The 13,534-nt window shown below is 73.1% G+C and carries 11 protein-coding genes and 2 tRNA genes; 7 read left to right on the top strand and 6 right to left on the bottom strand.

Annotated features, from left to right (window positions below; translation table 11 throughout):
* Nucleotides 1-16: 16 nt before the first annotated feature.
* Nucleotides 17-640 carry a histidine phosphatase family protein gene (locus tag K7C98_RS14030; RefSeq protein WP_224192145.1) on the top strand — a complete coding sequence of 208 codons (624 nt, stop codon included), beginning with the start codon at nucleotides 17-19 and terminating at the stop codon, nucleotides 638-640.
* A gap of 434 nt (nucleotides 641-1,074) precedes the next feature.
* On the opposite strand, the gene K7C98_RS14025 is transcribed toward K7C98_RS14030, so the two are convergent.
* Nucleotides 1,075-2,184: a hypothetical protein gene (locus tag K7C98_RS14025; RefSeq protein ID WP_224192144.1), complete on the bottom strand. Its 1,110-nt coding sequence runs from the start codon at nucleotides 2,182-2,184 to the stop codon at nucleotides 1,075-1,077.
* Nucleotides 2,185-2,974: 790 nt separating this feature from the next.
* Between K7C98_RS14025 and K7C98_RS14020 the strand changes: the two genes are divergently transcribed.
* Nucleotides 2,975-3,490 (top strand): GNAT family N-acetyltransferase, encoded by a 516-nt coding sequence (locus tag K7C98_RS14020; RefSeq protein WP_224192143.1) that lies wholly within the window; start codon nucleotides 2,975-2,977, stop codon nucleotides 3,488-3,490.
* Nucleotides 3,491-3,677: 187 nt separating this feature from the next.
* The gene (locus K7C98_RS14015; RefSeq protein ID WP_224192142.1) at nucleotides 3,678-4,460 is read left to right on the top strand and encodes a BtpA/SgcQ family protein; all 783 of its coding nucleotides are present in this window, start codon (nucleotides 3,678-3,680) and stop codon (nucleotides 4,458-4,460) included.
* 22 nt (nucleotides 4,461-4,482) lie between these two features.
* Here the strand turns inward: K7C98_RS14015 and K7C98_RS14010 are convergent.
* From K7C98_RS14010 to K7C98_RS13990, 5 genes are all read right to left on the bottom strand, one after another.
* A tRNA-Arg gene (locus tag K7C98_RS14010) sits at nucleotides 4,483-4,556 on the bottom strand.
* Between the two features lie 50 nt (nucleotides 4,557-4,606).
* Nucleotides 4,607-4,683 (bottom strand) — tRNA-Pro (locus tag K7C98_RS14005).
* Between the two features lie 250 nt (nucleotides 4,684-4,933).
* Nucleotides 4,934-5,611: a non-canonical purine NTP pyrophosphatase gene (locus tag K7C98_RS14000; RefSeq protein WP_263429477.1), complete on the bottom strand. Its 678-nt coding sequence runs from the start codon at nucleotides 5,609-5,611 to the stop codon at nucleotides 4,934-4,936.
* A gap of 32 nt (nucleotides 5,612-5,643) precedes the next feature.
* A complete protein-coding gene (rph, locus tag K7C98_RS13995; protein ID WP_224192141.1) occupies nucleotides 5,644-6,390 on the bottom strand; it encodes a ribonuclease PH in 747 nt (248 codons plus the stop codon).
* A 154-nt stretch (nucleotides 6,391-6,544) separates the two neighbouring features.
* Complete coding sequence (locus K7C98_RS13990) at nucleotides 6,545-6,802, bottom strand: hypothetical protein (RefSeq protein ID WP_224192140.1); 258 nt, start codon at nucleotides 6,800-6,802, stop codon at nucleotides 6,545-6,547.
* Nucleotides 6,803-7,084: 282 nt separating this feature from the next.
* Between K7C98_RS13990 and K7C98_RS13985 the strand changes: the two genes are divergently transcribed.
* The 4 genes from K7C98_RS13985 to K7C98_RS13970 all read left to right on the top strand — a co-directional run bounded on the left by K7C98_RS13985 (nucleotide 7,085) and on the right by K7C98_RS13970 (nucleotide 13,162).
* Nucleotides 7,085-9,163 carry an enoyl-CoA hydratase-related protein gene (locus tag K7C98_RS13985; protein WP_224192139.1) on the top strand — a complete coding sequence of 693 codons (2,079 nt, stop codon included), beginning with the start codon at nucleotides 7,085-7,087 and terminating at the stop codon, nucleotides 9,161-9,163.
* A gap of 393 nt (nucleotides 9,164-9,556) precedes the next feature.
* Nucleotides 9,557-11,611 (top strand): TonB-dependent receptor, encoded by a 2,055-nt coding sequence (locus tag K7C98_RS13980; protein ID WP_224192138.1) that lies wholly within the window; start codon nucleotides 9,557-9,559, stop codon nucleotides 11,609-11,611.
* Nucleotides 11,602-12,378: a hypothetical protein gene (locus tag K7C98_RS13975; RefSeq protein ID WP_224192137.1), complete on the top strand. Its 777-nt coding sequence runs from the start codon at nucleotides 11,602-11,604 to the stop codon at nucleotides 12,376-12,378. The genes K7C98_RS13980 and K7C98_RS13975 overlap by 10 nt, the downstream gene beginning before the upstream one ends.
* A gap of 13 nt (nucleotides 12,379-12,391) precedes the next feature.
* Nucleotides 12,392-13,162 carry a hypothetical protein gene (locus tag K7C98_RS13970; RefSeq protein ID WP_224192136.1) on the top strand — a complete coding sequence of 257 codons (771 nt, stop codon included), beginning with the start codon at nucleotides 12,392-12,394 and terminating at the stop codon, nucleotides 13,160-13,162.
* The last annotated feature ends 372 nt before the right edge of the window (nucleotides 13,163-13,534 follow it).

The raw sequence follows: 13,534 nt of genomic DNA, 5'->3' as shown, positions 1-13,534 counted from the left end.
AGCGCCGCCGCGCCCTATGAGCCTCGAAGTCGTCCACAGCCGGATCATCCTCGTCCGGCACGGCCACTACGAGCGGATCGGCGACGAGGGCGACACCGTCTGGGGTCTCACCCCGCTGGGTCGGCGGCAGGCCGTGCGCACCGGCCGGCGCCTGGCGCAGATCCTCGACGCCGCCCAGGGTCGCTTCGAGGGCCTGTTCTCGAGCCCGTGGCCGCGCGCCCTGCAGACCGCCGAGATCGCCGCGCACGAGCTGCACATCGACCGGATCAAGGTCAAGCCGTACCTGCACGAGGTCCTGCCGATCGTCGACCCCGACCGCGTCGCCGAGTTCGGCGTCCACCCCGGCCTGCCGTTCACCACCCCCGAAGATCGCGCCCTCACCGTCAAGCAGATCGAGAAGGTCCGCGACCGCTTCTTCCGCACCCCGAAGGTCACCAACTTCACGGTCATCTTCACCCACGGCAACCTGATCCGCTACCTCGTCGCCCACACCCTGCGCCTCCCCTACGAGGCGTGGAGCCGCTTCGACTGCTCTCACTGCGGCATCACCGAGCTGCGGATCTACCAGGAAGAGTTCGAGGCGCTGATCAACTACAACGACACCGGCCACCTGCCGCCGTCGCTGATCACCACCGCCTGACGCTCCGGACATGTCCGGGAGGACATGCCCGATCGAGCATGTCCTGAGCCGCCGGCACACCACACTCGTCGCCCCCGGCCGAGCCTCTCCGCCCGCGGGACGGACCTCTCCTCAACGCCAGCTCACCTTCGAAGCGACCGCCGAGCCTCTCCGCCCGGCGACGAGCGGGGCCGGCGACGCCCGCCGCAGGCGGGCACGGAGCGGCGGACTGGGGCGCAGGCGGGAAGGAGTCGCGTTCACCGCGCGCAGGCGCACAGTCCTCCGCCCGCGGGACGGACCTGTCCTCAACGCCATGTCATCTTCAAAGCGACCGCGCCGAGCACGTGAAACGGAAGGGGCCGCCGTCGCGGGGGCCACGGTCCGCCGCTCCGTGCCCGCCGTCACCCGGCTCTCCGCGGCCCCGCGCCTCCGAGCACGCCCCGCCCCCCGCGACGCTAGAAGTGATAGTCGAGCCGGTACGGCACGCAGGCCTGCATCTCCGGGTTGTCGACCTTGATCCACACCTTGGCCGAATCGTCGAGCCCGGTGCAGTTCAGCGACGGAGACACCGTCCCGAGCCCGCAGCAGCCCTTCTGGCCCAGCGGGGCCGTGTCGGGCGTATCGTTGGCCCCGCAGCCGACCGTCGTCGTGCCGTTGTCGCACTGCATGTACACGCACAGGCGGCCCGCGTCGTTCTCGGCCACCAGCGTGCGCGACGGGTCGACCATGTTGAGGAACGCGTCGACCCCGCTGAACGTGTACCAGTCGACGTCGCCCGCCCCCACCACCGTCCCGCAGGCGAACGACCCGTTCGCGTCGGCGTCCGTGATCTCGCCGAGGCTGAACGCCGTCGCCTGCGTCTCGTGCGGCTCCGACCCGTAGTCCTCGCACGCGTCGGTCACCTCCTTGCACGCCTGGCACGACGCGTCGCTGTGGCAGAAGTTCGCGCCCATCGGCCCGCACGGGCTGTGCATCGGCTTGGCCGCGAACACCGGCTGGCCGGCCATGCACGAGTCGATCGTGCAGTCGTTGTCGTCGTTCGGCAGGTCGTCGTCGGCCGGCGTGTACTCCACCTGTCCCTGCAGACAGCCCACCACCTTGCAGTCCCCCGCCGCCTGCGCCGGCGGGTCGTCGATCGGCACCTCCTTCGTCCCGCCGGCCCCGTCGCACACCGTCTCGCGACAGTCGCCCGGGAGGTCGTCGACGGGTGTCCCTTCGGCCAGGTTCATCGTCCCACACATCCCCGCCTCGCAGGTCGGCGCCTGGCAGGTCGGCGCCTGGCAGTCGGCCGCCGTCTGGCACTCTGCCGGCGTCCCCGTCGTCGGCTCCGTCGTCGGCGTCGTCGTGCTCGTCGGCGCCGTCGTCGTCCCGCCCGTCGTCGGCGCCGGCTCCGTCGTCGTCGGCTCCGTCGCCGTCGGCTCCGTCGCCGCCGTCGCGCTCCCGTCCGTCGCCGCCTCCGTCGTCGTCCCGTCGCTGGCCCCGCCCGTGCTCGCGCCCGTCCCGCTGTCGCCGCAGCCCAGCAGCCCGAGCGTCGCCGTCACCGCGATCGTCCACATCCCCCGCATGCGCCACCTCCTGCGACCGACGCTAGCGCCCGCCGCGTGTGCGCCTGAAGTGCTCACGATCACCGGCGCCTGTCAGCGACCGCGATCGCAGGCCGGCGTGCGCCGGCGGTCGCGGGTTGGCGCGCGCCCGCTCGCTCCACCGCGGCGACACGCTCCACGCCGAGTCTGTCTCCATCTCCGCGGCGCATCCGGCTGCGCACGCCCGCTTCCGGCCCGGCCGACGCTCCCGCTCGCTCGCCCGCGCCCGCGAAACCAACCGCGGGATCGATGCGCGCCCACCCGCGCCGCCGCTCCATACATGTCCGTTTGGACATGCGGAATCGAACATGTCCTCATCGACATCCGAACCGCGACCGCCACGCGCGGATCTGCCCGTCGGCGCGCGCGCATGTGCGATCGGACATGCGGCATCAAACATGTCCTTATCGACATCCGCCCCGCGTCCGCCGCGCGGATCTGCCCCCTCGCCCGCCCCCCGCGCATGTGCCATCGGACATGAAGCATCGAACATGTCCTTATCGACATCCGATCCTGCCCGACCGCGCGGATCTGCCCCCTCGCCCGCCCCCCCGCATGTGCCATCGGACATGAAGCATCGAACATGTCCTTATCGACATCTGACCCCGCCCGACCGCGCGGATCTGCCCCCCGCCCATGGGAGCGGCGTAAGGGCCCCGGGCGTGCGGCTCGGGCCGGTGGCGGCGGGTGGGCGGACGTGCCAACATGCGCGGCCGTCGGAGGCGGTCGGGAGGCGATGAAGACGGAGCGATCGGCGAGGCCTCACGCGCACTTGGTCGAACCCCTGGAAGAGCGCCATGAGGCCGCGCTGGCGCGGCTGGTGGCGCTCGAGGGCGACGCGCCGCTGCGAGGCGCGCCCCGCCCCGCCTCGCCGGAGGCGACGCGCGCGTGGCTGGCCGACGTGGTGCGAGAGCGACGCGCGCGCAAGGCCTTCGCCTTCGTCGGTCGCAGCGACGACGGCGAGCTCGCGGGCGTGGTGTACCTCGGCGGGGCCTCGCGGCGCACGGCGCTGCTCAGCTACTGGCTGGCGCCGAACTTCCGCGGGCGGGGGCTCGCGCGCGCCATCGTCCAACCCGTCGTCGACCACGCGTTCGCCCAGCTGGGCCTCGCCCGCCTCGACGCCTTCGTGGTCGAGGAGAACGCCCCCTCGCGCGCGTTGCTGGCCTCGCTCGGGTTTCGCCTCGCCGGCCGCGTCCTCGGGACCACCGCGCCCGGGGCCACAGGCGAGGACGCGCCCGTGCTCGCCTACGTGTGTCCGCGCCCGACCCACCACCGAGGCGCGCCGTGATCGTGTCGGCTGGCTCGGGCACCTGCCCCCCGTGACGCCGGAGCGCCCCGGGCCGCCGAGGCGCCGGCCGCGAGCGATGGATCGCCCGGGGCCGCGACGCCCCCAGCGCAGCAGCGAGCCCACGGCTCCTGACGACCGCGCCAGCCCATCGCCCATCGCCGCGGCGATCGCTGCTACCTTCGCCGCCATGCGCAGCCTCGTCGGCGTCCTGCACCTCCCGCCGCTGCCCGGCAGCCCGCGCAGCAGCGAGCCCGTGGCGGCGATCGCCCGCGCCGTCGCCCGCGACGCCCGGGCCCTCGCGGCGGCCGGCTTCGACCTCGCCATCGTCGAGAACTTCGGCGACATCCCCTTCTTCAAGGGACATGTCCCTCCGGTCACGATCGCCGGCATCACCGCCTGCGCCCTCGCCGTGCGCGACGCCTGCCCCGACCTCGCGCTCGGCATCAACGTCCTGCGCAACGACGGCCTCGCCGCCGTCGCCGTCGCCGCCGTCGTCGGGGCCGCCTGCGTGCGGATCAACGTCCTCTCCGGCGCCCGCGTCACCGACCAGGGCCTCGTCGAGGGCCAGGCCGCCGACGTCCTGCGGCTGCGGCGCGAGCTCGGCCGGCCCGACCTCCAGATCTGGGCCGACGTCGCCGTCAAGCACAGCGCCCCGCTGGCCGCGCGCGACCTCGCCGAGGAGACCCGCGACCTCGTCCAGCGCAGCCTCGCCGACGCCGTCCTCGTCACCGGCAGCGGCACCGGCGAGGCCGTCGACCCCGAGCACCTGCGTCGCGTCCGCGAGGCCGCCGGCGGCGTCCCGCTCTACGTCGCCAGCGGCGCGACCGAGGCCGCGCTACCTGTCCTTTCGGACCTGTCCGACGGCATCATCGTCGGCAGCGCCCTGCGGGCCGACGGCCGCGCCGGCGGCCCCGTCGATCCCGAGCGAGCGCGCCGCTTCGCCGCCGCCTACCGGGCCGCCTGCGCCTGATCGGGCGCACCGCATGCAGCAGCGCGCCCACCAGGATTCGAACCTGGGACCCTCGGCTTAGAAGGCCGATGCTCTATCCAACTGAGCTATGGGCGCAGGCCTCGGAGGGCCGTGGAACCGGCCCGGGAGGGCCGTGAAACAAAAATTGGTCGGGGCGAGAGGATTCGAACCTCCGGCATCCTGCACCCAAAGCAGGCGCGCTACCAGACTGCGCTACGCCCCGAGCGGCCCCGGACCATACACGACCCCCGGGCGCCGATCCAGCGCAACGAGTACCGGCACGCCGCCCGCGCCGCGGCGTCTCGATCCTTCCCGCCGGCATCCGGCACCGCGCGAGGGAGGCGCAGCCCGGGCGAGACGCGACCGACGAGCGACGCGACGCCCTCGCGCCGGTGCCGCGACCGCGGTCGTGCTTCACGCCCGGAGCGATGCGCCCGTGTGGCGGACAACAGACGCGGCCCGCTCGACGGCCGCTAGCTGCCCGCCGAGCTCCCGTCCTCGCCTGCCAGCACCGCCGGGAGCGCCGCCAGCAGCAGCGCCGTCGCCCGTCCGCGGTGCGACTGCGCGTTCTTCTCGGCGGGCGGCAGCTCGGCCGACGAGCGCGCGCTGCCGGCCGGCCAGAAGTACGGGTCGTAGCCGAACCCGCCCGAGCCGCGCGGCGAGGCCCGCACCTCGCCGTCCCAGCGCCCCGTGAACAGCCGCAACCCCTCCGGCGCCGCCGGCAGCGGCTTCCCGTCGACCCGCGTCAGCGCCAGCAAACACACGTAGTGGGCCGGCGAGCTCGTGAGTCCGCGAGCAGCGAGCTCCGCCACCAGGCGGGCGTTGTTGGCCGCGTCGTCGCTCTCGGGCCCGGCGAAGTACGCCGAGTCGACCCCCGGCGCCCCGTCGAGCGCGTCGACGCAGATCCCCGAGTCGTCGGCCAGCACCAGCGTATCGCCCGGTTCGCCGCGCCCGCGCAGCCACCTCGCGATCTCGAGCGCCTTGAGCCGCGCGTGCGCCTCGAAGCTGCCCTGGTCCTCCACCACCTCCGGCGCCGGGCCCAGCGAGCGCGCCGAGCAGACCGCCAGCGGCAGACCGGCCGCGCGCACCAGCGCCGCCAGCTCCGCGACCTTGTGCGGGTTGCCGGTCGCCAGCACCAGCCGACGGGACATGTCCGGACCTTCCTGCCCGATCATCTGCGATCTCACGATCCTGCCTGTTCGGACGCCTTCGCAAGCGCCGCGCGCTGGGCCGTCCACAGCGACGCGATGCCGGACTCGGCCAGGTCGAGCATGCGCGACAGCGCCGGGCGGTCGAACCCGCCGCGCTCGCCGGTGCCCTGGATCTCGACCAGCCCGCCGCGCTCGAGCATCACCACATTGCAGTCGACGATCGCCTGGCTGTCCTCTGCGTAAGCGAGGTCGAGCATCGGCACCTCGGCGCCGGCCCCGGGCAGCGGGCACACCCCGACCGAGACCGCGGCGACCAGCGCCCGCACCGGGTCGCTCGTCAGCACGCCCTCGCGCTGCAGGGCCCGGACTGCCAGCGCCAGCGCCACCATCCCGCCGGTGATCGCCGCCGTGCGGGTCCCGCCGTCGGCCTCGATCACGTCGCAGTCGACCGTCAGGGCCACCGGCCCTTGCGGACCTACCAGCTTCTCGAGGTCGATCGCCGCGCGAAGCGAGCGGCCGATGAGCCGCTGGATCTCCTTGGCCCGGCCGTCTGGTTCACGGCGACCGCGAGGTCGAACCGCCCCGGGCAGCATGGCGTACTCCGCCGTCACCCAGCCGCCCTGGGTCAACCAGCCGGGCGGCTTCGCCTCGCGGCTGGCGGTGCAGATCACCCGCGTCCGGCCGGTCGCCACCAGCACCGAACCGAGGGCCGAGCCGATGAAGCCGGGCTCGAGGGAGAAGGGTCGCAATTGATCGAGGTCGCGGCCGTCGTGGCGCATGCCTCACCCTAGCAAAACCTCGTCGGCGTACGCGGCCCTCGGGCGCGTGTGCACGGCGCGACGCGGTGCGATCGACAGCAGGGCAAAAAAACAAGGCGAGGCACCATCCTGGCGCCTCGCCGTGTCTTGCTTGGTGGCTGAGAAGAGGACCGGATTACTTGCCGGCCTCGGGTGCCGGGGCAGCAGCGCCGCCGGGGGCCGGGGCGGCCGGGTCGGCGGGCTTGGCGTCCTCGGGCTTCTCTTCGGCCGGCTTGGGGGCCTCGACCGGCTTGGCATCGGCGGGCTTCGCGTCGGCCTTCGCCTCGACCTTCTTCTCTTCCTTCTTCTCTTCCTTCTTGGCGTCCCCGCCGCAAGCCGGGAGGGACAGGGACATCGCGGCGAGGGCCGCAAAAACGATCTTGGTGTGCTTCATGACGGAGTTCTCCTACGTGCCTTGATCGTGGGTCGATCGAGTCGTGAACGGCACTGTAGTCCGAACGCCGCCAATTCGGCAACGATCGAGAGAAAACAGCGGCGCTCGCCGCGCAAGCGAGCGAGCACTGCTATATAAAAGGATCGTGACCATTCCCGTGGATCGCCGCTGAGCGGGCGAGAAATGGAGAATGACGGCCGATACAGGTAGCGCAAGTCGCGTGAAGAAGCTCAATCTGGGCCCCTGCCGGCCCGTCCCGCGCCCCTTTTATCCTCCCGGCCCATGGAAACTGCGCGCGATCCCTCGATTTCAGCGATCTTTCAGCCGGACGGCGGCCCGCCGCGGGCACTGCTGGTGGCCGGCTGCTGCGGCAACGTCGGCTTCGGCAAGCTCGGTCAGCTCGCGCGCATCCTCGCCCGCCACGGCGTCCCGGTCATCGCCCTCGACCTGTCGCCCGCCGTCGAGCAGGTGGCCGCCAAGCTCGCCGAACAGTTCGCCCCGCGCGTCTCGCCGGCCGAGATCGAGGCCATCACGCGCGCCATCATCCCGATCCGCGGCGGCGTCGCCGACATCCCGGCCGACCTCAAGATCGGCCTGGTGTTCGAGGCCGTCCCGGAGAGCCTCGCCGTCAAGAAGCCGCTGTACGCCGCGATCCGGGCCCGCGACCCCGAGGCGCTGATCTTCTCGGCCACCAGCGGCTTCACCACGCACCACCTGTTCGACGGCCTCCCCGGCGCCGACCGCTGCGGCGTACTGCACCCGTTCTTCCCCCACCTCACCAACAAGCTGTGGGAGCTGCCCGAGCAGGGCGCCGTCACCGGCCCCGCCGCGCTCAAGCTGATCCGCGGCTTCCTCGGGCGCGCCGGCATGACCCTGATCTCGGTCGGCGACGTGCCGAGCTTCGCCGCCGATCGCCTGTTCTGCGGGATGATGCTCGAGGCCGTGCGGATCCACGAGAGCACCGGCCTCAGCCCCGCCCAGGTCGACGACGCCTGCAAGCAGCTGCTCGGCACCTCGCCGTTCTTCGTCCACAACCTGATCCGCGGCGCCAACGCCCTGTCGGCCCACTGCATGGAGCTCATGCGTGAGGAGGTCGACAGCACCCTCTACGCCATCCCCGAGGCGTGGAAGCCGTACATCGCCGACCCGGGCAAGCAGTGGCCCTACGAGCGCGGCCAGAAGTGCCCGCCCGAGGGCGTCGCCGTCGTCCGCGCGCGCATGTTCGGCATGTTGTTCGCCCTCACCGCGCGCATGCTCGGCCACGGGATCGTCGCCGCCGACGCCCTCAACTACCTGGCCGAGAAGGCGCTCGCCTTCCGCGAGGGTCCGCCGGCGCTGATCGCCGCCATGGGCCTGGACCAGGCCGCCGCGCTGACCCGCGCCTTCCTGGCCGAGCAGCGGATCACCCGCGCCGACGAGGTCGCCCCGCTCGACGTGTTCTCACGGACAGGTCGCGGAGAACATGTCGGATGGGACAGCATCTACGTCGGCCGCAGCGCCGCCGGCGGCGTCGGCCTGATCTCGCTCAAGCGCTCGACCCTCGGGCACACCTTGCTGGCCGAGCTCGGGCGGGCCGTCGACGCCCTGCAGGCCGACCCCGACGTCGAGGCGATCGTCGTCGCCCCCGACGGCCTGTTCAACCGCGACTTCGGCCACGGCGCCGACGTCGGCGCCTTCGTCCCCGTCCTCGGCAAGCGGGACGCCGCGCTGGCGCTGATCCAGGGCTGGAAGGCCGCGCTGGGCAAGCTGCGGGCCGGCAAGCCGACCGTCGCCGCGATCGTCGGTCGGGCTCTCGGCGGCGGCATGGAGCTGGCCAGCTCGTGCCACGCGCGGATCGCCGCTGAGGGCGCCGTCATCGCCCAGCCCGAGCCGACCGTCGGCGTCATCCCCGGCCTCGGCGGCTGCCACCTGCTCCACCGCAGCAGCGCCCCCGAGCACTTCGCCGCGATCAACGAGCTGCTGCTGACCGGCAAGAGCATCACCGCCGCGCGCGCGCACGAGCTCGGCCTCGTCTCCGCGCTCGTCCCCGTGCGCGACCTCCCGCGCGCCAGCGGCGAGTTCGCGCTCGCCCTGGCCCGAGGGACAGCTCCGCTCCCGCCGTTCCGCACCGGCCCGGCCGAGGTCAAGGTCGACCGCGACGTCGATCCCCACAACGAGCAGGGGGTCGTCCTCGACGCCCAGCTGCGCGACCTCCTCGCCCGCACGATCGAGGACGTGAACGCCCTCGACGTCGCCGCCGGCGGCGCGCTCGAGGAGCAGCGCGCCGCCGACAGCCTGTGCCTGTCGTCCAGCAAGGTCGGCGTCACCGCCATGAGCCGCGGCAAGCCCCCCGTGTTCGAGCACCCGCTCGCGCCGGCGTGAGCGCGAGCGCGACCGCCTGCATCGCATCGGCGCAGGCCGCTCGTCACGAGCGAGCGCCTGCGCCTCTTCGTTCGCCCGCATCGGACCGACGCGCTCGCGCCGCTCGTCTCGCACGAGCGCCCGCGCAGGACCGACGCACCCGTGATCGTCGCGCCTGCGCTCCTTCCTTCGCCCATGCCGGAGCCGGTCGTCCCGCGCGAGGTGGCCGTCTCGCCTGCATGCGCCGAGCGTCGGGCTTCGATCGGCCTCCGCGCTGCGGAACCATCGCCCCGGGCGACGCACGACGAGGACCGCGCTCGCGTCCTCACCCGACGGCGCGCGGCCCTGCGCCCGCCGCTGCCCGTCCGTCGCCTCGATCCGCCGCCCGCGTCCCCGCGTATCCTCGCCCCAAACGTGCGCCGACCGAGCGAGCCATTGCTGCGCGCCTTTGCGCTCCTCGCCGTCGCCGCGGCCCCTGCGGCCGCCTCGGCGCATGATGTCCCGAAGGACAGGCGCTACACCACCGTCGTCGTCGCCGACCGCAGCCCGCGCACCGCCTCGCAGCGGACCCTCGGCCCGGCCGAGATCGCCGCCAGCCCGCGCCGGCGCAGCGCCGACGATCTCCTGCGGCTCGTGCCCGGCGTCCTCCTGATCCAGCACGGCGCCGAGGGCAAGGGCCAGCAGATGTTCATGCGCGGCTTCGACGCGGCCCACGGCGCCGACATCGAGGTCAAGGTCGCCGGCGTCGCCGTCAACGAGCTGTCCAACATCCACGGCCAGGGCTACGTCGACCTCGGCTTCGTCGTCCCCGAGGTCGTCCGCCGCGTCACCGCCAACAAGGGCCCGTTCTTGCTCGACCAGGGCAACTTCGCCAACGCCGGCACCATCCGCTTCGAGCTCGGCGTCGAGCCCGAGGCGCGCGGCAGCCGGGTGGGCTACGAGTTCGGCAGCACCCTGCGCCACCGCGGCGTCTTCGTGCATGCCCCGAAGAACATGTCCAAAGAGACATTTTTCGCCGTCGAGGCGATGACCGACCGCGGCTTCGCCCGCGCGCGCGCGGCCCAGCGTGCCACCTTCCTCGGCCAGATCCGCCTGCTCGACAGCAAGTCCCACGGCGCCCTCGACCTGACCGCCGGGGTCTACGCCGCCAGGTTCGACGCCCCCGGCGCCGTGCGAGCCGACGACGTCGCCGCCGGAAAGGTCGACCGCATCGACGCCTACCGCGGCGACGGCGGCGGCCGCTCGTACCGGCTGTTCACCGCCCTGCGGCACCAGCTCGACCTCGGCGTCGGCAAGCTCGAGCAGCGGCTCCACGGCCAGCTGCGCGACCTCGACCTCGTCGAGGACTTCACCGGCTGGCTCCTCGATCCCGTCGCCGGCGATCGCCGCGGCCAGCGCCACCGCTTCGCCAGCCTCGGCTATCAGCTCGACTACCGGCGCCCCCTGCACCCCAACCTCGATTTCGTGGCCGGCGGCGCCTGGCAGGGCGACCTCGTTCGCCAGCACGACGTCCGCGTCGACGCCCACCACCAGGTCGTCAGCCGCAACTGGGACCTCGGCGTCGGCCAGCACCAGGCCCACGCGCGCGCCGGCCTGCGCTGGCACCCCGTCTCGCGCCTCACGATCGAGGCCGGCGCCCGCCTCGACCTGCTCGCCTACGACGTCCGCGACCGCATCGACCCCGACCGGCACGGGCGCAAGGTCCTCGCCCTGCCCTCGCCGCGGATCAACGCCGCCGTGCGCCTGGCCCCGTTCGCCTCGCTGTTCCTCGCCTACGGCCGCGGCCTGCGGGCCCCCGAGGCCCGCGCGGTCCTCGGCGGACCTGTCCCCGAGGACACCTCGCTCGATCGCTACCGCGGCGGCCCGGCCCGGATCGTCGCCTCCGACAGCGTCGAGGTCGGCGCCCGCTTCCAGCACCGCGAGCGCGTCAGCGCCGGCGTGGCCCTGTTCGGCACCTGGATCGACCGCGAGCTCGTGTTCGATCACGTATCCGCCGTCAACATCGAGCTCAACCGCACGCGCCGGCTCGGCGTCGACCTCGACCTCGCCGTGTGGCCGCGGCGGTGGTTGCAGCTGCGCCAGGATCTGAGCCTCGTCCAGGCCCGCTTCGTCGAGTCCGGCGCCCCCGTCCCGCTCGCCCCGCCGTTCATGTCGGCCACCGGCCTCACGCTCGTGCACCCCTCGGGCCTGCGCGCCGGGGCCCGCTTCCTCGTCGTCGGCAGCCGGGCCTTGCCGCACGGCGCCCGCACCTCGGCCTACGCCCTGCTCGACCTCAGCCTCGGCTACCGCGTCGGCCCGCTGCAGCTCGACCTCCAGCTCGACAACGTCACCAACGCCGTGTGGAAGGAAGGCGAGTACCATTACGCCTCGTGGTGGGACCGCGCCGACCCGCGCAGCACCATCCCGACCCTGCACTACCTCGCCGGCCCGCCGCTGACCGCCCGGATCGGCGCCACCTTGTGGCTGTAGACCTCATGAAATCACATGTCTCTTCGGTCCTGTCCCTCGCGACCTGTCTCTTCATCGCCTGCGCGCCCAGCCAGGAGGCCGCGCGGGTCGAGCTCGCGGTCGCCGTCGACGGCGGGCAGCTCGGCGCGGCCGTGACCGACCTCGGCTGGACCATCGCCCTCGCCGACGCGCGGATCGCCGCGGGCGACCTCGAGTTCACGATCCAGGGCGAGATGCACGCCGCGGCGCGGCTGTGGCGGCTGATCGTCCCCGACGCGCTGGCCCACCCCGGCCACTACGCCGGCGGCGACGTCACCGGCGCCTTGCCGGGCAGCTTCGTGCTCGACTGGATCGCCGGCGACGGCGACGAGCTCGGGCGCGCCGAGCTGCTCGTCGGCGACTACCACGGCTGCAACATCGCCTTCCGCCGCGCCGACGAGCTGCCGGCCGACGACCCGCTGTCGGGCCACACCGCGTACTTCGCCGGCACCGCCAGCAAGGACGGCCAGGAGCTCGCCTTCACCGCCACCCTCGACCTCGACCCCGGCGCCGCCGTCATCGGCGCCGCCTTCGACCTCGACATCGACACCGACACCGCCGTCACGCTCGGCCTGCAGCTGCGGCTGCGCGACGACACCAGCGGCGCCGCCCTGTTCGACGGGGTCGACTTCGCCGCCCTCGCGCCCGCCGACGGCGGCCCCGTGGCCCTGGGGCCCGGCGACCCGGCCCACAACCTCGTCCGCCGCGCCCTCCAGTCGCACGTGTTCTACACTGTCGCTCCCCGCTAGCCGCGAGAACTCCATGCGCACCGCCCTGCTCCCGCTCCTGTTCGCCTGCGCCTGCGGCACCGCCGGCGAGCGCACCCTCGAGGCCTCCGTCTACGGCGAGGAATTCATCGAGGAGGGCATCCCGGCCGCCATCTTCTCCGACGGCTGGTCGGTCACCTTCGACAAGTTCCTCGTCAGCGTCGGCGACCTCACCGTCTCGGGCGCGCCGCTCGGCGACGAGGGCGCTCCCCACCAGATCTTCGACCTCGCGCAGCCGAGCGACGGCGCCGGCTTCTCCGTCGCCATCGACACCGTCGACGTCCAGGACGAGGAGGCCGGCTACGTCATCGGCCCCAGCAACGACCCCGTGGCCGGCAACGCGAGCGACGAGGACGTCGCGCTGATGAAGGACGGCGGCTACTCGATCCACGTCGCCGGCACGGCCACCCGCGGCGCCGAGTCGCTGACCTTCATCTGGAGCTTCACCACCCGCACGATCTACGCCCGCTGCGCCCTGCAGGGCTCGAGCGCCGTCCAGCTCACGATCCACGGCGACCACCTGTTCTACGACGACCTGTTCTCCGAGACGCCCAACGTCGCCTTCGACCTGATCGCCGGCGCCGACGACGGCGACGGCGAGATCACGGCCGACGACCTGGCCGCGGTCGACATCACCACGCAGGAGCGCTACCAGGTCGGCGACCTGACCCAGATCACCGACCTCTGGTCGTTCATCGAGCAGCAGACGGCCTCGCTCGGGCACATCAACGGCGAGGGGCACTGCGAGGCCCGGCGCGACGACTGATCGCAGGCCGCTCGCTCGGGCACACCGCCGGCAAATTCAGTGAGCCTTCGGGCGCGCCGAGAATATCCCTCGCGCGGGAAGGACACGCCGTGAATGACGTGAGGTGGCGGCAGGTCGGCGGCCAGCCTGGCCGTCGACCTGCCGCTCGTGAACTGTCCCACAGGACATCCCATGTCGAAGCCGACGACGGCGGGTCGGCCTCTCACGGCTGCAGCCGTGCCAGGGGTCCGGGGAAGGGTCGGCGACGAATACGAGGCAGGATGGGCCCGAAGAATGAGGGTCCATCCAGACGCTGAACTCGTCGCCGACCCTCCCCGGACCCCCCGCGAGGCGCAGTCGGCAATTCGCGAAGCACGAACCCTGGACCGCCTC

The sequence above is a fragment of the Nannocystis pusilla genome (genome assembly GCF_020073745.1).
Classification (GTDB): Bacteria; Myxococcota_A; Polyangia; order Nannocystales; family Nannocystaceae; genus Nannocystis; species Nannocystis radixulma.
This window is presented reverse-complemented; position numbering and strand designations above follow the sequence as displayed.